Here is a 20648-nt window from a genome sequence, read left to right on the forward strand (position 1 = left end):
ATGCGTGTTATTTCCCGAAACGTGGCTGCATGGAGCGCAGGCCTGATTGTTGTGGCGATTTTTCTCAGTGCGTGGCTCAGCCATCCACAGCACCGTATTGCGCCCTTTGCGGTCAGCCCGGCGCCAGTTGGCGCTGAGAGCGTGGCGCCCAAGGCGTCCTATATGTCGCGCTTCGCGTCTTCCGACCTGGACGATTTCGTGCATTCTTCAGCCGTGACGGCGTTGCCCGGCGGCGACCTGATGTCGGTATGGTTCGCCGGCTCTCGCGAAGGAGCGGGGGACGTCGAAATACGCACCTCGCGCTTCGATGCGGCCAGTGGCGAGTGGGGCGGCGAGCAGGTGCTGGCAACCCGCGAGTCCACCCAGGCGGGCACCGGCAAATACATCCGCAAACTGGGCAATCCGGTGATCGCCCTGGCTCCGGACAATCGCCTGTGGCTGTTCTACGTTTCAGTCTCGGTCGGCGGCTGGGCGGGCAGCACGGTCAACGCCATGGTCTCCAGCGACATGGGCGCCAGCTGGTCGCCGCCGTGGCAACTGGTGACAACACCGTTTCTGAACATCAGTACGCTGGTACGCGGTGCGCCGGTGTTTCATGCCGACGGTTCGATCGGCCTGCCGGTCTACCACGAGTTTCTCGGCAAGTTTGCCGAATACCTGTACCTGAGCGCCGACGGTGAGGTCATCGACAAGTTTCGCCTCAGCCGTGGCAACAATTCCCTGCAGCCCACCGTCGTGCCTTTGGATGGGCAGCGTGCCGTGGCCTTGCTGCGCTATGCCGGCGAGACGTTCCACCGGGTGCTGGCCAGCCGCACCGAAGACGGCGGGCAGAGCTGGAGCGAGCCGTATCCGTTGACCCCGAGCAACCCCAATTCTTCGCTGGCTGCGGTCGGTGTGCCGGGCAAGGGCCTGCTGGTGGCGCTCAATGACTTGCGCGAGGGGCGCTTCAAACTCAGTCTGTACGGGACTGACGAGGAGATGAACGTCTGGCGGCCATTGATGGATTTCGACAAGTCGCCCGATCCGCTGGGCACGCCGTTTACCCTTGAGGCGTACAAGGAGGTGATCGGCGAGGGCTTCCGCAGCTCCAGTGGTGCCCTGCGTCAACCGATGGAAGAGGCGTTTCTGAGCAATCTGGACCAACGCGTCTGCTCGCCTCAGGGCTGCGATTTCGAATACGAATACCCGTACTTCATCCGCAGTCCGGACGGCCTGTATCACCTGGTCTACTCATGGAATAACACCTTCATCAAGCATGTCAGCTTCAACGAGGCCTGGCTGGCGGAGCAACTTTTATGATCGCTTTGGGATTGGCTCATCTGGCGTTTGCCTGGACCCTGTTTGTGCTGTTGGCACCCTTGACCGCATCGTTATGGTGGCGCTGCGGCTTGCTGGCCGCCGCCTCGCTATTGAGTGTGATCTCGATCGACGGGCTGTCGATGGCGTCCTATGCCCGTAGCCTGACCGATGACCTGGCCATCAGCAGCCTGGTGCTCCTAGGCTGGCTGACCCTGCAGCGACTCGGTGTGCTCCAGCCGCTGGCAGCGCCCAGACGCGGGGTGACGCTGGTGGTGTTCGCTGCGCTGGCACTGACCCTGTACCCGGCCACGCTGGGCCTGACGTATTTCGATCCGTACCGCTGGGGCTACAACCCGCGGCCGATGATCATGATTGTCGCTGTCATCGCACTGGGGCTGGTCTTTATGCGCAATGCGCTGGCCGCCGTGATGCTCAGCGCGGCGACGCTGGCCTTCACTTTTCGCATCAAGCCATCGGAAAATTATTGGGATTACCTGATTGATCCGCTGCTTGGCCTTTACTGTTGTGGGGCCTTGCTGATTCTGGCTATCCGTTTTGTTTATCGCCGGGCAATGCAGACGCGCCGTCCGGCCGCTTTGTCTGTCGGCAATGTCTAGAGGAATGACGATGAGTTGGTTGCAATCGCGACGCCTGCATTATTGGCTGGGCGCGGTCATGGTGGTGTTCCTGCTGTCGGCGTTGCTGAGGGGCGTGTTCTTCTACGGGTTTTCCGGCATCGAACCGGGCACGCTGTTCACGCATGGCGAGGTCGCCCAGACGCTGGGCATCGGTTTGCGTTTCGACTTGCGCCTGGCGCTGCTGATACTGCTGCCAGTCGCGGTGCTGCTCTGGTTGCCGGGCTGGAACCTGATCAGCGTGCGTGCCTTGCGCTGGCTGGCGCGAGGTTATCTGATCGTGACGCTGGCGATTCTGACGATGATCTACATCGTCGATTTCGGTCATTACGCCTATCTCGGCGTCAGGCTCAACGCCAGTGTGCTGCGCTATCTGGAGGATGCGCAGATTTCCCGGGACATGCTCTGGCAGACCTATCCAGTGGTGTGGATCACTGTCGGTTGGCTGCTCACGGTCGCAGTGCTCGGCTGGGTATTGATCAGGCTTGAGCGTGTCACCCTGGACCGTGAGGCCAGACCGATCAAACGCTGGTCCGCGGTCTGGGGTTCGGCACTGATGATCTGTGCAACCTTCCTCGGCCTGTTGGGCCGGGTGGAGAATCTCAATCTGGAAAACCCGGTACCGCTGCGCTGGAGCGATGCGTTCTTCTCCGGCAACAGTCAGGTGGCGGCGCTGGGGCTTAATCCGGCGCTGTTTCTGTACGACACGCTCAAGGTCTCGCAGTCGAACTTCGATGAGCCTCAGGTGCGCAAGCATTATGAAAAAGTCGCGCGTTATCTGGGCGTCCGCCAGCCAGACGTGCAGGGGTTGAGTTTCAAGCGTCATCAGCCCGTGCAGCCTTACCGGCTGCCGGGCGAGCGGCCGCCGAATGTCATGTTCGTCATGCTCGAATCGCTGGGCACCAGTGCCGTCGGCGCCTACGGCAACCCGCTGAACCCGACGCCGAACCTGGACCATCTGGCCACCCAAAGCTGGTTCTTCAAGCACTTTTACGTGCCGGTTACCGGCACTGCGAAAACGGTCTGGGCGAGCATCACCGGGGTACCCGACGTGACCCGGCAGGAAACGGCTACACGTCATCCGCTGCTCACCCGGCAAAACACCATCATCAACGACTTCAAAGGGTACGAGAAGCTGTACATGATTGGCGGCAATTCCGGCTGGGCCAATATGAACGCCCTGATCCGTCGCAGTATCGACGACGTACGGCTGTATGACGAGCGCGACTGGAAGTCACCGCAGGTGGATGTGTGGGGGATTTCCGACCTGGACCTGTTCAAGGAGAGTGACCGGATCCTGCGTGCGTTGCCAGCCGACAAACCGTTCTTTGCCTACGTGCAGACTGCGGGCAATCACCGGCCGTTTACCATTCCCAAAGACAACGACGGTTTTCAGGTCAGCGACAAGACCGTGGAGCAGGTCCAGGCCGCCGGTTCGCGCAGCGTGGAGCAGTACAACGCGGTGCGCCTGCTGGATTTCAATATCGGGCGGTTGATGGAGCTGGCCAAGGCGGGCGGTTACTACGAAAACACCATCTTCGTGCTGTTTGGCGATCACAACACGCGCATCAGCCAGATCCCGCACATGGCGCCAGCGTTCGAGCAATTGGGCCTGGAGAGCAACAACGTTCCGCTGTTGATTCACGCCCCTGGCCTGCTGGGCACACGGGTCGTCGACGAAGCGGTCGGCCTTGCCGACCTGCTGCCGACACTGGCGGGGATGGCCGGAATGGACTTCACCAGCGGCACCATGGGCCGCGACATTCAGCAGGCGGCTCCTGAAGGTGAACGCGTAGTGCCGCTGGTACTGCGCGAAGGTACGTTCCCGCTGATCGGCGGTGTCACGCGCAACTACCTGCTGCAAATGGAACACGACGGCAGTTCGCCAACGCTCCACGACCTGTCTTCCCCCACGCCGCTGGACAACGTCGCCGAACAGAATCCGCAAGAGTTCGAGCGGCTGCGCGACCTGACCCGCGGTCTGCATGAAACCTCGCGAATGATGCTGTATCAGAACGTGCGATGACCACGCGAGCTGGCCTTTTCAGCATTGTCACGCAAGCCGCTGGTCGAGTCAGGGGCTTGCGTGAGGATGGCATCGTTATTGGATGATGTTAAAGTGCTTGCCTCTGTGAACCGCTCGCGCACCTGGCGCGTATAGGGTTCGGTTTTCAACTATCGTTATTTGGTCGATAGCGGATTTTCGGGCGGTGGCAAACCGTCGTCTTATTTCGCTGACTGTTTTTCTTTATGGATTGTGGTATTTCATCGCAAACGCAGGAAAAACCTGTCAGATTTTGCTCTGAATCTGTATTTTGGCGGCCTGTTTTCGCTCGGATGCGTTTTCTGCCCATTGCACACTCAAGAGCCTTCCTGGATGCCGGCAAGTTTTCCACGTGTTACCCCGCCGAAACTGCTTGATGCACTGCGTGCTGAAACCAGTCAGTTGCACGTCAGGCTTGAAAAACGCATGCCGTTTTTTTCATCCGCTCTCGATCACGCTCTTTACCTGCGCCTGCTTCAGGCCTATTACGGCTTTTATGCACCGCTTGAAGCGGTATTGCACGGCAGTGCCTTGGTACCTGCGGAGCTTGTCCCGGCCGAGAGGGTCAAAACACCTGTGCTGGTCGAGGATCTTCGTGCGCTGGGGATGTCCGATCACGACATCGGGCAATTGCCCCGCTGCCAACAGTTGCCCGCCATTGATTCTCCCGGCGCCTGCCTGGGTGTGATGTATGTACTGGAAGGGGCGACATTGGGCGGGCAGGTGTTGCGACGCGAAATAAACAAGCGTCTGGGTCTGGATGGGCAAAGTGGAACGGCCTTTCTCGATGTGTATGGTGCCCGCACCGGACCTCGCTGGAAGGCGTTTCTGAACCATCTGGATGAAGTGTCGCGGGAAGTTGCTTTTAATGATGCTGCCGCGTTTGCAGCGCACTCCACATTTGCATGTTTCGAGCACTGGCTCGAGGGTCAAAAGGTACTGTTATGAGCCAACTCGACAAAGACGCCTTTGAAGTCCTTCTGGCCAATTGTGCGGATGAGCCCATTCAGTTTCCCGGCGCCATTCAACCCCATGGCCTGCTGTTTACCCTTGCAGAGCCCGAGCTGACGATCCTGCAAGTCAGCGCCAACGTGCAGACTGTGCTGGGTCATGTGCCCGAGCAGTTGCTCGGCAAGGGGCTGGACTGTGTGCTGGGCGCTGGCTGGGCCGAGGTGATCAGAAGCGCCAGTGCCCATGATTCGTTCATCGACGCGCAACGCCTGCTGATGTCGATCAACGGCATCGAGTTCGAAGCCTTGTTACACCGTCATCAGGGCGTTCTGGTGCTGGAACTCGAAATTCAGGGCAAGGATGCGCAGTCGGTGAGTTATTCCGAGCGCACCGGCAACATGGGGCGCATGTTGCGTCAACTGCACGCTGCGAGTGATCTGCAGACCCTGTATGAAGTCAGTGTCCGCGAGATCCAGAAAATGACCGGTTACGACCGGGTGCTGATCTACCGCTTCGAAGAGGAGGGCCATGGCCAGGTGATCGCCGAAGCGTCGGCGCCGTCCATGGAGCTTTTCAACGGTCTGTTTTTCCCGGCATCGGACATTCCCGAGCAGGCGCGCGAACTGTATCGCCGCAACTGGCTGCGCATTATTCCCGATGCCGATTACATCCCGGTGCCCCTGGTGCCTCAACTGCGCCCGGACACTCAGCAGCAGCTTGATCTGAGTTTTTCGACGTTGCGCAGTGTTTCACCGATCCACTGCCAGTACATGAAGAACATGGGCGTGCTGTCGTCCATGAGTGTGTCGCTGATTCAGGGCGGCAAGTTGTGGGGATTGATCAGTTGCGGCAACCGCACGCCGCTGTACGTGTCTCACGAATTGCGCAGTGCCTGCCAGGCGATAGGCCAGGTGCTGTCGCTGCAGATCAGCGCCATGGAAGCGCTGGAAATAAGCCGTCAGCGAGAGGCGAAGGTCAGGGCGCTCGAGCAATTGAATCTGGCCATGGCCGGGTCCGAAGAAAACGTCTTCGATGGCCTGGCGCAGCAACCCCAGTTGTTGATGGATCTGGTCGGCGCGACCGGCGTCGCCATCATCGAAGACCGGCAAACGCATTGTTTCGGCATCTGCCCTGAGCCGTCCGACATACGTGCATTGCATGCCTGGATGATCGCTGGTGGCGAACCAGTGTATGCCAGTCATCATCTATCCAGTGTCTATGCGCCTGCCGAGGCTTATCAGCCAGTCGCCAGCGGCGTATTGGCGATGAGCCTGCCAAAGCCGGTCGACAATGGCGTTATCTGGTTTCGTCCCGAGGTCAAGGAAACGGTCCAGTGGAGCGGTGATCCTAAAAAGCCATTGAACATGGAAAGCTCGGCGGGCGGCATGCGTCTTCGGCCGCGTACCTCGTTTGAGATCTGGAAGGTCGAGATGACCGGGATCGCTACGAAGTGGAGCTACGGCGATGTGTTCGCCGCCAATGACCTGCGCCGCTCCGCCCTGGAAAATGACCTCGCCCGTCAGGTGCGCAGGGAGCAACAGGCTGTTCGCGCGCGTGACGAGCTGGTAGCGGTCGTGTCCCATGACTTGCGTAACCCGATGACGGTCATTTCCATGCTCTGCGGGATGATGCAGAAGTCGTTCAGCTCCGATGGGCCGCATACGTCGCGACGTATTTCCACGGCAATCGATACCATGCAGCAAGCGGCCAGCCGCATGAATGTGTTACTCGAAGACCTGCTCGACACCTCGAAAATCGAAGCGGGCCGCTACACGATTACGCCGCAGCCACTGGAAGTCAGCCAGATATTCGAGGAGGCCTATACCTTGCTGGCCCCGCTGGCGATGGACAAATCCATCGAGATCTCCTTCAACGCCGAGCCTGACCTCAAGGTGCAGGCCGACCCGGAGCGTCTTTTCCAGGTGCTGTCCAACCTGATCGGCAACGCCATCAAGTTCACCCCGAAAATGGGTACGATCGGTGTGGCGGCAATGTCCAACGGCACTGAAATCGTATTCACCGTACGGGACTCCGGCGAGGGCATCCCTCCCGAGCAGTTGCCACACATCTTCGAGCGCTACTGGACCGTCAAGGAAGGCAACCCGACCGGCACCGGCCTGGGCCTTTACATCTCCCAGGGCATCGTCAAGGCCCATGGTGGAGAACTGGTAGCGCAAAGCCGGGTGGGCGAGGGCAGCGAGTTCCGCTTCACGGTGCCCATGGCGGTTTGATCGCTTGCTCAGGCTTGCAGTGAGTTTCAGCTCAAGCCTGAGTCGCATCAGCCCTGATACCAGTGGGTGGCCTTTTCGATGTATTCAACGTTCGCTGGAAGTACCTCGCGCAGGAAGGCGAGGTACTTGTCCATCAACGCCTTGCTGGGAAAGCGCGCGGCGAAGCCGGTGGTGATATCGTCGCAATGGATAATGACCATCAGGCGTTTGTGATCGACCGTGACAAATTCGTGCAGTTGCCAAGGGGCGGTTTGTCGATGGTGGACAGGGTTTTCCCAATTCAGCAGTTTGATGGCGGCGATGAAGGCCATCGCCACCGGACCGACCAGAAAGAGCAACGATCCGGTCAGGATGGCGACGAATCCGAATACCAGCATGACGAAAATGGCGATGCCTTTGAAGAAACTTGAAGCGAAGTCGGGGTAGTGGAGGTAATACTCGACCGTGGCTCCATCGGTTTTCAGGGTGTAGTTGAAGATGGTTTTTTGGCGGACACCTAGCGCGATGATATAGATCGCAGTTCCAGTTAACGTAATTACTTGGTAGCTCGAGTCCATTGGGTTTTCTATGTAGTGATCCCAGCTTATCCATAAAGTAAAGCTCAGTACAAGAGCGCATAAGCAAATAACACTTAGCTCAGATATTAGGGTTTCTTTTGGTGATCTTGCAATGGTTTTTATTGTCCAATTCAATAGGTCTTTACTATTATGGGGCGGGTTTTTATTTTGAGTCTTTAGCACGTCGCTCACAGGTGTTTCGCTTTTGTGTGTGTAAGTGACGGATGTCTTTTGTTCGGTCATGTTATTAATTCGCAATCTCAAGAGTCAGCGCGTTGATTAAACTTGCTGATTTTACTTCAAGCTCGGTGGCGTCTACCCCATTGATAGCGGTTTCGCCCTTACCGCTTAGCTCAAGCTGAAACAGGTAGCCAATATCCTGTGGATCTGAGTTCAGTAGGTTGTTTGAATACCATATTTGTAGTTCTAGGTATGCTGCTTCTTTCTCGAGTGGCACCCAGGTTTCCCAAACCAGATCCTCACTTTCTGGAGGCATGCGAGGAAATGTAAAGTCTTCCTCAGCATTGCGAGCGGGTAGATTAGCAAGTTTTCCAAACTGATCAGTCTTTTTGAATTGACCCCTACTAAGAAATGATTCATGTATTGAAGAATCAATTTTTTTCACGGGAAGCACGCCCCAGGGACGTTTACTACTGATGACGTTGAAATGCACTGACTGACCGCGCACCACTTTGGGCAAGAGGATTTGAACACCAGCACCATACTGCTCCGGGGTGCTGTAGTAATCACCTTTGCCGAGGTAGCGGGTTGCATCACGTGTGGTGCTCTTCACATAAACTTGAGGACTGAGCTGTATCGTGAGTAGAGCAAGCTTTTCTTCAAGTTGGCCTTCTCTATTTATAGAGTATCGATATTCGATTGACTTTGACCAGCAACATTTTCTTAGCCACCGTCCTATACTGTCTTGTTTTAAGTGGTTCAACGCCATTGTGGCGAGCAGATACACGACACCAGTCAGCAGCAGTACAGCACTGAACCATGAAGCCATTGCGAACGCAGCGAGAAAAGTTGTCGGGAAGAGACCAGCGCTGAGCTGAATGGCGCTGCCGAGTAGCATCATGGCGACCGACGCAATTTTTATCTCGCTCGCTATCCGCTCTTCGCTTGTTTTGACTTTGTTTAGATCATTTCCTATATCCAGAGTTTCCAGCATGGCCGCCGCTATCCCAAATGCCCCCATCGCCACCATCGAACCTCTAAACCCACGTATCGCATCCCCCCAAACCGCATTACCCCGTGCTTTCCAGTAAGCCGCCGACTTATCGAGAATGCCTATGTTATAGCCGCCAATGACAAGTGGCTTGGCCGTACTGATAACCGCCCACGGTGCTTCAACAAACACTGCCATCAACAGGTTAAAGCTATACCCCAACCCATACGTCACCTTGCCAATGTCCTTGGTGCTGAAGTTTCCGTCTCGAGTAAGGTCGCGATAGGTAAAGGCGGTGTTGATGAAGTTGAGCATGATCACGCCCCAGGTGATCGAGCCGGCAATGCCTCCCAGTCCATCGAGCCAGCGCCTGGCGCTGGTCAGCCAGTCTTTGGTGATGGCTTTGCCGGACTGGACGTGCAGGCGAATTTCGTCCTGCAACTGCTTGGCGTATTGGTTGTTCTGATAGTCCAGAAGGGCGGGCATGCTCAGTTCGTGCAGGCGAAGTTTTTGCTCGAGCACGCGCAGGTGGCTGGCGATGCTTTTGCGGGGGTTGTAAGCGGTTGGGTAGAGCCAGCTGCGACGGGTGTCGCTGATCTGTTTGTTGAGCACCTGCCACTCACTGATCCAATTTTTCAGCTTCGCGAGCATGTTGTTATCGATCGCGATACGCGCCTTCGAGTCGAGCAGGATCTGGCCGATCAATAGCGTGCGAATCAGTGCAACGATGTTCTGCTGCTTGCCCACCGCCATGCGGCTGTCGATGGGCACCCAGGCCAGCAGGATGCTTTCAAACGTCGCCTTGCCTGCGCTGCTGGCCAGTTGGCCGAGGGCTTTGAAGGTGTCCTGAACGGGTTGTTTCAGCGCCTTCATCCACGGCTTGTCGGCAAAACCCTGGTGATTGAGCGTGCCGTTGAGTTCGCCGATGCGGGTGGCCAGGTTGGTGATGTCGCCGAGGCCGTTCAGCAGCGCGTTGGCCTCCTGATGCAGCGCGTGTTTGAGCGCCGGTGAGAAGCCGTAGCGCAACGTGCCAAACAGGCTGTTGTCGTTGGCTTCCTGCTCGGCGAGCCAGGCGCTGGCGGCGCTGTCCTGAGCGTAAATGATCTGCAGATTGAGCATGACCGTTTGCAGGTACAGCAGACTTTCAGGGTGGGTGGTGTCGACAAACAGCTTGAGCGGTTCCGTGCCCAGATGGGTCGACCATTGCCGAAAGTCGCTTTGCGTGTCACGCACCTGTTGCAGCAGTGTGTCGCCGGTTGGCAGGTGCTGCTGAAGGTACGCACGCGCACCGCTCAGATCGACCTCGCGCCGCCATTTGTGGCGATCTTTCCAGGCTTGCAGGGCCTCGTCGGAGGGCGCGCTGCCGTAACGCATTTCAAGCGATCTGCGCATCTCCGGACTCTTGAAACTATCCGGTAGCAATAGCACGCCTCCGGGAGCGGTGTTGTTGCCGATCTGCTCTTGTTCAAAAATGCATTGTTCAAAATAGGCTTCGACGTCGCTCAGGTACTGATGGGTGAGCGCCGCATTGCCGCGTACCGATGCAGGCAGTTTCTCCGGTTCACTTTCAGCGCCACATAGCGTGGCGACGGTCTGGGCAATCTGAATCTTGTGTTCGTGCTCGGCTTGCCAGTTGCGGTATGCGGCCTGATCGGCGGCCAGTTGCATGCCCAGATCGTTGAAAATGGCCAGCGGATCATCAAGGGCGATGAGCAGGGAGCTGTCCTGATCTTCAACGCTGCCCTGCCAGAAAACGTCGGCGCCGATTGGCGAAAACAGCGGATCGGCTTCCTCGCTGGAGGCCCTGGATGTGGGGATCGCCGAGTCTGCAAAGCGGTCATCGTCAACCACATACTCCTTGTCGATGTCCGCCACCGCCTCGGCGATACGGTTCAATGGCAAGGTATCCGGCTCGGCCATGGTCGTGCAGTAGCGTTTCAGATCTAGCGCTTTCATCCATGAAGCGCGGCTTTCCGGACTGGAGCGCAGGTGTTCGCAGATTCGCCACGTCCACTGCTGCGCTGAAAAAGCGATGTGAAGCCGGTTGTTTCGCGGATAAAGCAGGAAGGGTTTGCCATCGTCGGCACCGCTTCGCCGGTTACTGCCGATCTGTGCGTCTGCCCAGATGATGCGGCTCAGATGACCATCGGCAGCTGACGAGACGTACTCATGAAAGGTCCCGGCCGTTTCGTCATAGACATACACGTAACCGTCATACAGTTGGCGAAGGGTATAGCTGCGTGTTTTCAGCTTCGGCATCACCGCCCAGCGGCTGCCCTTGAGCAGCGGCTTGAGCTTCTCGGGCGCGGCATCGTAGCGGGAGCGATCCAGCGCGTAGCGCACTGGCACGATGGCGATGTCAGGTCCGCGGAAGGGACACAGGCTGGTGGCCGTGGCGGGAGTTTTGGCGAACGTTGCAGCACGTCGTTGAGTATGGGTGCCGGATTTGTCGGTCATGCATGGAATCTCTGCGCAGAAACGGGCGATATCGCCCGCTGTATGCAGAGGTGCATTCCAAGATATGTGCCGACTGTCTATTTATCGATATAAAACAAAGAGATAGAGATTTAAAGCAAAGACATCGAGCAAAAAAAGCATGAAATAGTGCGCAAACGTCTGCGCACATGCGCTGACTCATACTTGTGTGCTGCAGCGCTTTAAATACGAGCCTTGATCAGTTTTATGCGGGTATTGGGTGCGCAAAAATCTGCGCATCCCGCTCCACGCCAGCTGCGCAGGATCACGCTGACTTCGGCCATGGCGATCAGGCGGGCCCTGCCACCTTGACTGCCGACGACCGACTGACCCGCAGTGCCACCAGACTGCCGACGATGGTCAGCGCGGCCAGTGAATACAGCGCCAGGGTAGTCGAGCCGGTCTGATCCTTGATCCAGCCCACCAGGTAAGGGCTGAGAAAGCCTGCCATCTGCCCAATCGAGTTGATCAGCGCCAGCCCGCCTGCGGCGACGCTGGCACTCAGCAGGGCGGTCGGTAATGGCCAGAACATCGGCAGGCTGGTCAGCGCACCCATGGTCGCGATAGTCAGCCCGATGATGGCAACGATGGGCAGCGTCGCGAAATTGGCGGCGATGATCAGGCCGGTCGCGCCCATCAGCATCGGGACCACCAGATGCCAGCGGCGCTCATTGCGCATGTCGGCGGAGCGGCCGACCAGCAGCATGAACACGCCTGCCATCAGGTACGGCACGGCGCTGATCCAGCCGATCACGAGTGCATCGCTGAAACCGAGGTTCTTGATGATCGACGGCAGCCAGAAATTGATCGCGTAGACGCCGCTTTGAATGCAGAAGTAGATAAAGCCCAGGATCCATATGAACGGCATGCTCAGCACGGAAGCCACCGAGCTTTTGCCGTGCACCGGACGGCTCAGTTCATCGTTGGTGATATCGGTCTTGACCCGCTGACGCTGCCCGGGCGTCAGCCAGCGGGCATCCTCGACCTTGTCGCACAGCAGAACGAAGGCCAGCACACCCAGCGCCACCGTCGGCACGCCCTGAATCAGGAACATCCATTGCCAGCCGGCCATGCCGCCCTGGCCCGCAGCGAAATGATTGAGAATCCATCCGGAAAACGGGCCGCCCAGCAGGCCGGAGACCGGGATGGCCGACATGAACAGTGCCATGATCCGCCCGCGACGCTGATTCGGATACCAGCGCGAGAGGTACAGCACGATGCCTGGGAAGAAACCGGCCTCTGCCATACCGGTCAGAAAGCGCAGCACGTAGAACTCGACCGGCGTGGTGACGAACATCAGGCAGGTCGAAAAGATTCCCCAGGTAATCATCATCAGACCGATCCAGCGACGCGGCCCGAAGCGGTTCAGCGCCAGATTGCTGGGCAGGCCACACAGCACGTAGCCAATGAAGAAGATACCGGCGCCCAGGCCATAGACCGTCTCGCTGAAACTCAGGGCATCGAGCATCTGCAGCTTGGCAAAGCCGACGTTCACGCGGTCGAGGTAATTGAACAGGTAACAAATGAAGATAAACGGGATAAGGCGCAGGGTGATGCGACGGTAGACATGATTGCCTTCGGCGTCGCCCACCTCGTGGGTCGAAACAGGTGTCATGGCGGGTGTTCCTCTGTGCTTGTTGTTTTTATATAGCCAGATAGCTATTGGACGCACGTCTGATCATAGGTGGGCAGTGTCGAAAACGCTTTGGGGTTTTGCACGGCGGCGGGGAGCATGCGTTGTGTGATTGCACAACGCATGTCGACGGGCAGCCTATGGCTTGTGAGTACGCAGCGCAATCACAGCGCCGGGGCCAACGCTCTACTCGACCGCCTCATACGGCAAGCCCACATAATTCTCGGCAATGGTCCTGCGCCCGGCTTCCGAGCCGACGTAGTAGTCGAGTTCAGTCTGCTGGATGCGCTGGCTGAAGGCGTCGGTGTCGGGGAAATTATGCAGCACCGACGTCATCCACCAGGAGAAGCGCTCGGCTTTCCACACTCGGCGCAGGCAGATCTGTGAATACTTTTCCAGCAGGTCAGTGCGGCCTTCCTGATAGACCTTGAGCAGGATGCGGTACAGCGTGCTGACATCGCTGGCCGCCAGGTTCAGGCCCTTGGCTCCGGTCGGCGGGACGATGTGCGCGGCGTCGCCGAGCAGGAACAGGCGGCCGTACTGCATCGGTTCGACCACAAAGCTGCGCAGCGGCGCGATGCTTTTCTCGATGGACGGGCCGGTGACCAGTCGCTCTGCCAGATGCTCGGGCAGACGGGATTTGAGTTCATCCCAGAAGCGCTCGTCCGACCAGTCTTCGACCTTCTCGTCGGCACTGACCTGCACGTAATAGCGGGTGCGAATGGCCGAGCGCATGCTGCACAAGGCAAAGCCGCGCGGGTGATTGGCGTAGACCAGCTCTTCGTTGACCGGCGGCGTGTCAGCCAGTACGCCGAGCCAGCCGAACGGATAGACGCGTTCGAATACCTTGAGGGCGTCAGCGGGAATCGATTGCCGTGAGACCCCGTGAAAGCCGTCACAGCCGGCAATGTAATCGCAGTCCAGGCGCACGGTCTCGCCGTCTTTCACGAACGTCAGGTACGGACTATCGCTCTTGAGCTCGTGCGTTTTGACGTCCGTAGCGTTGTAGATCGTCATTGCTCCGGTCGCGGCGCGCGCGGCCATCAGGTCGCGGGTGACCTCGGTCTGGCCGTAGACCATCACCGTCCTGCCATCGGCAAGACTCTTGAGGTCGATACGCTCGCAGCGACCGGCGAACGCCAGCTCGAAACCGTCATGGATCATGCCCTCTGCGTCCATGCGTTCACTGACCCCCGCTTCACGCAACAGGTCGGTCATGCCTTGTTCCAGCACGCCGGCGCGGATGCGCGAAAGGATGTAATCGGGGTCCTTGCGCTCGACGATGACGTTGTCGATGCCGGCACGCTGCAGCAGTTGGCCCAGCAGCAGCCCGGAAGGGCCTGAACCGATAATGGCAACCTTGGTCTTCATGGCGATAGTCCTGTCTTTTGATCCCTGCCAGGTTTAATCAGCGGGACGTGTTTGTTTTTGTCTCCTGCATTTTTAATGGATGCCGTCGAGATAAGAAGGCAATATCCGCTGCATTATCTGGACTTTCCGAGGGTCCGGACGAGAGAGGGCGACATGGCCAGACCTGCCACAGCAGCGATACCGGTGTTCAAGCTCTATGGGGAAACCACGGCCTGGCCGACCCCGGACCTGATCCACTGCGAGTCGATCCCCGAGCGCAGCAGGATTCACGAATGGGAGATCAAGCCGCATCGGCATGGCGATCTGGTCCAGTTGCTTTACGTGCAGTCGGGCAAGGCGATGCTCAAGGTCGAGGACCGGGTCAGCGAGGTCGAGATGCCTTCGTTGCAGGTCGTTCCCGCACTGAGCGTGCACACCTTCAGGTTCTCCAGAGATATTCAGGGCCATATTCTCAGCCTGGCCAGACCCTTGGTGGAGCAACTCGAGGCTGCGCTCGACGTCTCAGCCCTCAGCGCGGCACGCTGCTATGCGCTCGGGGCGGATGGCGATTATGTGGACACGCTGTTCAATGCCATTGCCAATGAATACCGGCAGCCCAGAGCGGGCCGCGATCTGATGCTGCACTCGCTGGTCAATGTGCTGGCGGTGTGGCTCAGTCGGCGCAGCAGTGAACATGCAGGCGAAGAAACTCATGCGATGGATCGCGGCCGCGAGCATTTGCAAGTGTTCATGCATCAGCTGGAAGCGAGTTTTCGCGAGCACTGGTCGATCGACCAGCATGCTCAGGCGATGGGTATCAGCGCCGCGCATTTGAATGCACTGTGTCGGCGGCTGTGCAACCAGTCGGCCTTGCAGATCATCAGTGAGCGCTTGTTGCTGGAGGCCAAGCGCAACCTGATCTACACCACCCTGACCATCAATCAGGTCTCAGACAGCCTTGGGTTTTCCGAGCCGGCGTATTTTTCGCGCTTCTTCAAGCGCGCTACCGGGCAGTCGCCCAAGGCATTTCGCCAGCAAAAATAGAAACGGGGTGCTCAAGAGCACCCCGTCGGCTTGCCGTACGTCGCTATGCGGTCAGGTTACGACCTGATAGCACGGCACGTACGCCGCGCCGCCTGGCAGCTTCATGCGGTGCTGATCGACGAAGGCCTGCAACAGTTTGTCCAGCGGGCCCATGATCGATGGGTCGCCGTGGATCTGATACGGACCGTGCTGTTCGATCAGGCGAATGCCCTTGTCCTTGACGTTGCCGGCGACGATGCCGGAAAACGCCCGGCGCAGGTTGGCGGCCAGTTCGTGAGTCGGCACATCGTGGTTCAACTGCAGCTTCGACATGTTCTCGTGGGTTGGATCGAAAGGGTGCTGGAAGCTTTCCTCGATCTTCAGCAGCCAGTTGAAGTGAAACGCGTCGTTACGCTCGCGGCGGAACTGCTTCACTTCCTTCAGGCCCTGGGTCATCTGCCGGGCAACGTCTGCCGGGTTGTCGATGATGATCTGATAGTGACGCTGCGCCTCTTCACCCAGCGTGGCACCGACAAACGCGTGCAACTGCTGCAGGTACGGTTCGGTGTTTTTCGGGCCGGTCAGGATCACCGGGAACGGCACATCCTTGTTGTCCGGATGCATCAGAATGCCCAGCAGATACAGGAACTCTTCGGCAGTGCCTGCGCCACCGGGGAAGATGATGATGCCGTGGCCGACGCGCACGAAGGCTTCGAGACGCTTTTCGATGTCCGGCAGGATCACCAGCTCATTGACGATCGGGTTGGGCGCTTCGGCGGCGATGATGCCCGGCTCGGTCAGGCCCAGGTAGCGACCGCCGACGATGCGCTGCTTGGCGTGCGCGATGGTCGCGCCTTTCATCGGGCCTTTCATCACGCCGGGGCCGCAGCCGGTGCAGATATCCAGGCTGCGCAGGCCCAGTTCATGGCCGACTTTCTTGGTGTATTTGTATTCTTCGGTATTGATCGAATGGCCGCCCCAGCACACCACCATCTTCGGCTCGACACCGGCGCGCAGGGTACGAGCATTGCGCAGCAGGTGGAACACGTAGTCGGTGATGCCCTGGGAATTGCTCAGGTCGATGCGCTGGCTGTCCAGCTCGCTTTCGGTATAGACGATGTCGCGCAAGGCGCTGAACAGCATTTCGCGGGTGCTGGCGATCATCTCGCCGTCGACGAAGGCATCAGCCGGAGCGTTGAGCAGCTCCAGGCGAACGCCGCGGTCCTGTTGATGAATGCGGACTTCAAAACTCTCGTACGCTTCAAGAATGGTCTTGGCGTTATCGACGTGGGCGCCGGTATTGAGAATGGCCAGGGCGCACTGGCGAAACAGGGTATAGGTGCTGCCTGAACCGGCCGCGCTGAGCTGCTGCACTTCACGTTGGGACAGGGTTTCAAGGCTGCCTTTCGGGCTTACGGTGGCGTTAATCACTTGTCTTGGGATCATTCTATTTTCCATTAGAGCGATGCAGTCGAGCATCAGGATGGTGAATATCGAGAAGATTCACCCCTGTGGGGCCTTTTCTACAGCACTTGGCCGGGAAAGCAAACGCCGGAACGCCGACGTCCCTCGTTTGAGCCCTTGTGCGTCATCGCAGGATTGAATCGGCAGGCGAATGCTTTTGAAAGCAGGCACTTGCTTCGCATGACCGTGCGGCTGAATTTTGACGCGGACAACGGGCAATAGTGAACCTGACCCCTTTAACGGAGTCTGTTAGCTGATGGACTTTCTGGACGGCCTGCATGAAAGGGATCATCAGGTGCTTTTTCAACGCGCCTGATAGGCAGACATTCCGTCCGGGCAGGAGTTGCAAAACCGTTGATCACTTGCCGCTCCCATCCTTAGCCGGCCCGTTAAACGAGGCTTTATTTTCATTTCAGATAAAGATAATTATCGCCATGTCTCGTCATTTTTCCGCACTTCTTTCCCGAGCCCCTGGCCTGTTCGCCGTTTCGCGTCGCTTGCTCGGCGCAGGCCTGGTTGGCGCTGCATTGACCGTTGTCATGCCTGGCAGCGCACAGGCCGCCGGCAGCGATCGCTGGGTCAGCGACAGCCTCACTACCTACGTACGCAGCGGACCAACCGATGATCATCGGATTGTGGGGACGCTGAAATCCGGGCAGAAGGTCGAGCTGCTCAGCGCTTCGGGCAAGTTCAGCCAGGTGCGTGGCGAAGGCGGTTCCACCGTGTGGATCCCCAGCAGCGACTTGCAGGAAGTCCCTGGCCAGGCCGAGCGTGTGCCGCAGCTGACTCAGCAGGTTGCCGACCTGACCGAGCAGCTGGCGGGCATCGACAACACCTGGAAGACCCGCGTGCAAGGCATGCAGGAAACGCTGGACGCGCGCAAGAAGCTGGTCGACGAACTGGAGGCGCGCACCAAGACCCTCAACGATCAACTGGCCGACTCTCAGGCTGAGTTGCGTGCGACTCAGGCGCGACTTGGCGACGAGAACAAGCAGGTGATGATGCGTTACATGGTCTACGGCGGCAGCATTGCCGGTGCTGGCTTGCTGGTCGGCCTGATCCTTCCGGCGCTGACCAAGGGCCGCAAGAAGAACGACGGCTGGGTGTAAACCACCTGGGCAACCTCGCATGCCAGCGCGCCGCGCTGGCATGCCGTTCCGCCACGCTGTGCGTTGTATCGAATGCACAGCCGATGTGTGACAAACCTCTCCGAAAATGCCTTTCCCCTGCTGCAATCACGATCCAGCCCACACTCTTCATGCCTGCCTGGCACAGAGTCCGTGTGCGAAGTTGATGTTCGTTCTACAGTTTCTGCGTGGATGGTCGAAAAACTGAGTGTTGCCCTCACCCTCGCGCTTTGACGCATAGGGGGAGGGTACCGGCAAGTCGTATTGTGGCTCTTTGCCATCAGTTATTATGTGCGTCCTGAAAAATGGGCTGCCGAGTCGGGCCTGAATCGTTTTCAGGCCACGGGTCTCATATTTTCACCCCTCTCCTGTGCAGGAATCCGGATGCTGGCGTACAACCAAAAAAGCTTTCTTATCGTTGATGATTTCTCTGACTTTCGCAGTTCAGTGAGATCGATGCTGCGTGAGCTGGGCGTCAAGGAAGTGGACACCGCCGATACCGGTGAGCAGGCTCTGCGCATGTGCTCGCAAAAGCGTTATGACTTCGTGCTGCACGATTTCAACCTGGGTGATGGCCGCAAGAACGGTCAGCAGGTGCTGGAAGACCTGATGATCGAGCGGCTGCTGAGTTACGAAAGCGTATTCATCATGGTCACTGCCGAAAACAGTCAGGCGATGGTCATGAGTGCGCTTGAGTGGGAGCCGGATGGTTACCTGACCAAGCCGTTCAACCGCGCCGGGCTGGCCCAGCGGTTGGAAAAGCTGGTGCAGCGCAAGACCTTGCTCAAGCCGATTCTGCAGGCCCTCGACCGTCGCAAGCCGGCCGAGGTGCTGGCCGCGTGCGACAAGCTGATCGAGCAGGACCCGCGTTATGCGCCGTTGTGCCTGCGTTACAAGGCCGATGCCTTGCGTGATCTGAAGCAGAACGAGCCCCTGGAAGCGTTCCTCAAGACCATTCTGGCTGATCGGGCCACGCCGTGGGCTTACGGTGCATTGGGCAGCCTGCTGCTCAAGCGCGGCAAGACCGCCGAGGCACAGGCTGTCTACGAGCAGGCGATCAAGGCGTTTCCGACCATGCCTGCGCTGTTCGATGGCCTGGCTGATGTGCTGGTGGCGCTTGGCGATGGCAAACGCGCGCAGTCTGTGCTGGAAAGCGCAGTGCGCCTGTCGCCGCTGGCGGTGCGTCGACAGAAGCTGCTGGGCAAGCTGGCGCTGGGCAACGAGGACTTCGAAAGTGCCTCCAAGGCCTATCGTCAGGCCGTCTCCCAAGGTCAGCATTCGCGTTTCAAGGATCCGGAAACCAATCTGGGGCTGGCTCACGCGTTGATCAGCAAGGGCGGCGATCAGGGTCTTGATGCGCGCACCCGCGTCGAGATCAACAACGCCCTCGTCGACGTTGCCAAGGAGCATGGCGACGATCAAGGTCTGCAAGTGCGCACCCGGCTGATGAAGGCGGCCAGCCTGCAGCATTCGGACCCGGAAGCCGCAGCCAAACTCACCGAGCAGGCAATGGCCAGACTGGATGGCATGGAGCAGGTGCTCAGTGCCGACGCCGCACTGATGGTGGCTGCGCAACTGAAGCAGCTCGGTCAGGAAGAGGCCGGTGCCGGCGTCTTGAAGAGCTGTGCGGGAGCCTATGGCGACGATCCTGCGGTGATGAAAAGCATTGCCAGCATGACCGATGATCCGGCGATTCTGGGGGCCAGCAAGGCGGCTGTCGATTTCAACCTGCAAGGCGTGCGCAGCTACAAGGCCGGCAACCTCACCGAAGCACAGGCATTTTTCCGCAGTGCGCTTGGCTTGCAGCCAAAGAACATCAGTATTGCGCTGAACATGGTGCAGTCGCTGCTTCACCCTGGCCAGAATCTGGGCCAGGCCGGAATTGACGAGTGTCGTGCCAGCCTGACCATGCTGGGCAAGATCCCGGAAAGCGATCCACGCTATGAGCGCTACCAAAAACTCAGGGAGAGGGCGTTCAGCGCATGAATGAAGAGACAGAGCAGGGCCTCGACTTTTCCATGGTGATCGCCTCCACGGTGCACGACATGAAGAACTCGCTGGCGACCCTGACCCAGGCGCACAGCCAATGGCAGGCGAAGCTTTCGGTTCAGCAGCGTGACACGCCGGAGCACGGCGTCATCGACTATGAGTTTGCCAACCTCAATGGCATGCTCGTGCAGTTGCTCGGCCTCTATAAACTGGGTGTCAACCAGATGCCATTGCGTCCGGATTACCACGAACTGGACGATTTCATCGAAGCGCAACTGGCCCATCATCAGGACGTGCTGGGCAGCCGCGGCATTGCCGCCCGTCATGCGATCGATGTGGCAAGCCCCCTGGGCTTTTTCGACCGCGAACTGATCGGCTCGGTGGTGGGCAATATCATCGTCAACGCCATCGGTTTCGCCCGTGAGCAGATCGTTGTCAGTGTTGGTGATGAAGGCGGTCAGTTGAAGATCACCATCAATGACGACGGCCCCGGTTACCCGGCGTATCTGATCGAGCGCCAGACCGAATACGTGCAGGGCATCAACCAGGGCAGCGGCAGTACTGGCCTGGGCTTGTACTTCGCTGCGCACATTGCCCAGTTGCATGTACGCAACGGCATGCGCGGACGCATTGAAATCGCCAACGGCGGGGTGCTGGGCGGGGCGATGTTCAGTATGACCCTGCCCTGAGGCAGCGGCC

14 protein-coding genes are annotated in these 20648 nt (G+C 58.6%); 9 read left to right on the forward strand and 5 right to left on the reverse strand.

The annotated features are described in order from the left end of the window. The 5 genes from KBY02_RS05450 (at position 1) to KBY02_RS05470 (ending at position 7160) form a co-directional block, all read left to right on the forward strand. Complete coding sequence (locus KBY02_RS05450; protein WP_011268479.1) at positions 1–1299, forward strand: sialidase family protein; 1299 nt, start codon at positions 1–3, stop codon at positions 1297–1299. Beyond that, positions 1296–1916 carry a hypothetical protein gene (locus KBY02_RS05455; protein ID WP_058399217.1) on the forward strand — a complete coding sequence of 207 codons (621 nt, stop codon included), beginning with the start codon at positions 1296–1298 and terminating at the stop codon, positions 1914–1916. The genes KBY02_RS05450 and KBY02_RS05455 overlap by 4 nt, the downstream gene beginning before the upstream one ends. Positions 1917–1926: 10 nt before the next feature. Then, the gene (locus tag KBY02_RS05460; RefSeq protein ID WP_011268477.1) at positions 1927–3960 is read left to right on the forward strand and encodes an LTA synthase family protein; all 2034 of its coding nucleotides are present in this window, start codon (positions 1927–1929) and stop codon (positions 3958–3960) included. 351 nt (positions 3961–4311) lie between these two features. Continuing rightward, positions 4312–4926: a biliverdin-producing heme oxygenase gene (locus KBY02_RS05465; protein ID WP_011268476.1), complete on the forward strand. Its 615-nt coding sequence runs from the start codon at positions 4312–4314 to the stop codon at positions 4924–4926. Further along, on the forward strand, positions 4923–7160 hold the full coding sequence (locus tag KBY02_RS05470) for an ATP-binding protein (RefSeq protein ID WP_032657005.1): 2238 nt from the start codon (positions 4923–4925) through the stop codon (positions 7158–7160). Before KBY02_RS05465 ends, KBY02_RS05470 begins: the two co-directional genes overlap by 4 nt. A 47-nt stretch (positions 7161–7207) precedes the next feature. Here the strand turns inward: KBY02_RS05470 and KBY02_RS05475 are convergent, their stop codons facing one another. From KBY02_RS05475 to pobA, 4 genes are all read right to left on the reverse strand, one after another. Beyond that, entirely contained in the window at positions 7208–7960 is a 753-nt protein-coding gene (locus KBY02_RS05475; protein WP_032657003.1) for a hypothetical protein, read from the reverse strand. Positions 7961–7964: 4 nt separating this feature from the next. Next, positions 7965–11345, reverse strand: a complete 3381-nt coding sequence (locus KBY02_RS05480; RefSeq protein ID WP_060402009.1) for a toxin VasX — start codon at positions 11343–11345, stop codon at positions 7965–7967. Between the two features lie 307 nt (positions 11346–11652). Further along, positions 11653–12978 carry an MFS transporter gene (locus KBY02_RS05485; protein WP_054091703.1) on the reverse strand — a complete coding sequence of 442 codons (1326 nt, stop codon included), beginning with the start codon at positions 12976–12978 and terminating at the stop codon, positions 11653–11655. 204 nt (positions 12979–13182) lie between these two features. Then, complete coding sequence (pobA, locus tag KBY02_RS05490) at positions 13183–14367, reverse strand: 4-hydroxybenzoate 3-monooxygenase (RefSeq protein WP_024659438.1); 1185 nt, start codon at positions 14365–14367, stop codon at positions 13183–13185. Between the two features lie 153 nt (positions 14368–14520). Between pobA and KBY02_RS05495 the strand changes: the two genes are divergently transcribed. Continuing rightward, entirely contained in the window at positions 14521–15390 is an 870-nt protein-coding gene (locus tag KBY02_RS05495) for a helix-turn-helix domain-containing protein (protein ID WP_011268470.1), read from the forward strand. 51 nt (positions 15391–15441) lie between these two features. Here KBY02_RS05495 and ppnN read toward each other — a convergent pair whose 3' ends face one another. Continuing rightward, positions 15442–16815, reverse strand: coding sequence for a nucleotide 5'-monophosphate nucleosidase PpnN (gene ppnN, locus KBY02_RS05500; protein ID WP_024639339.1), 1374 nt, complete (start codon positions 16813–16815; stop codon positions 15442–15444). 452 nt (positions 16816–17267) lie between these two features. On the opposite strand from ppnN, the gene KBY02_RS05505 reads away from it, so the two are divergent. The 3 genes from KBY02_RS05505 to KBY02_RS05515 all read left to right on the forward strand — a co-directional run bounded on the left by KBY02_RS05505 (position 17268) and on the right by KBY02_RS05515 (position 20638). Beyond that, positions 17268–17942, forward strand: a complete 675-nt coding sequence (locus KBY02_RS05505; protein ID WP_003316760.1) for a TIGR04211 family SH3 domain-containing protein — start codon at positions 17268–17270, stop codon at positions 17940–17942. 402 nt (positions 17943–18344) lie between these two features. Beyond that, complete coding sequence (locus tag KBY02_RS05510; protein WP_024659435.1) at positions 18345–19946, forward strand: tetratricopeptide repeat-containing response regulator; 1602 nt, start codon at positions 18345–18347, stop codon at positions 19944–19946. Further along, positions 19943–20638, forward strand: a complete 696-nt coding sequence (locus KBY02_RS05515) for a sensor histidine kinase (protein ID WP_003404311.1) — start codon at positions 19943–19945, stop codon at positions 20636–20638. Before KBY02_RS05510 ends, KBY02_RS05515 begins: the two co-directional genes overlap by 4 nt. Positions 20639–20648: the final 10 nt, after the last annotated feature.

Origin of the sequence: Pseudomonas sp. P129 (assembly GCF_020312195.1) — a bacterium.
GTDB lineage: Bacteria > Pseudomonadota > Gammaproteobacteria > Pseudomonadales > Pseudomonadaceae > Aquipseudomonas > Aquipseudomonas fragariae.

Bases quoted from the DNA above. Each gene is read 5' to 3' on its own strand.
- KBY02_RS05450 (WP_011268479.1), top strand. From the start codon at position 1: ATGCGTGTTATTTCCCGAAACGTGGCTGCATGGAGCGCAGGCCTGATT.
- KBY02_RS05455 (WP_058399217.1), top strand. From the start codon at position 1,296: ATGATCGCTTTGGGATTGGCTCATCTGGCGTTTGCCTGGACCCTGTTT.
- KBY02_RS05460 (WP_011268477.1), top strand. From the start codon at position 1,927: ATGAGTTGGTTGCAATCGCGACGCCTGCATTATTGGCTGGGCGCGGTC.
- KBY02_RS05465 (WP_011268476.1), top strand. From the start codon at position 4,312: ATGCCGGCAAGTTTTCCACGTGTTACCCCGCCGAAACTGCTTGATGCA.
- KBY02_RS05470 (WP_032657005.1), top strand. From the start codon at position 4,923: ATGAGCCAACTCGACAAAGACGCCTTTGAAGTCCTTCTGGCCAATTGT.
- KBY02_RS05475 (WP_032657003.1), bottom strand. From the start codon at position 7,960: ATGACCGAACAAAAGACATCCGTCACTTACACACACAAAAGCGAAACA.
- KBY02_RS05480 (WP_060402009.1), bottom strand. From the start codon at position 11,345: ATGACCGACAAATCCGGCACCCATACTCAACGACGTGCTGCAACGTTC.
- KBY02_RS05485 (WP_054091703.1), bottom strand. From the start codon at position 12,978: ATGACACCTGTTTCGACCCACGAGGTGGGCGACGCCGAAGGCAATCAT.
- pobA (WP_024659438.1), bottom strand. From the start codon at position 14,367: ATGAAGACCAAGGTTGCCATTATCGGTTCAGGCCCTTCCGGGCTGCTG.
- KBY02_RS05495 (WP_011268470.1), top strand. From the start codon at position 14,521: ATGGCCAGACCTGCCACAGCAGCGATACCGGTGTTCAAGCTCTATGGG.
- ppnN (WP_024639339.1), bottom strand. From the start codon at position 16,815: ATGATCCCAAGACAAGTGATTAACGCCACCGTAAGCCCGAAAGGCAGC.
- KBY02_RS05505 (WP_003316760.1), top strand. From the start codon at position 17,268: ATGTCTCGTCATTTTTCCGCACTTCTTTCCCGAGCCCCTGGCCTGTTC.
- KBY02_RS05510 (WP_024659435.1), top strand. From the start codon at position 18,345: ATGCTGGCGTACAACCAAAAAAGCTTTCTTATCGTTGATGATTTCTCT.
- KBY02_RS05515 (WP_003404311.1), top strand. From the start codon at position 19,943: ATGAATGAAGAGACAGAGCAGGGCCTCGACTTTTCCATGGTGATCGCC.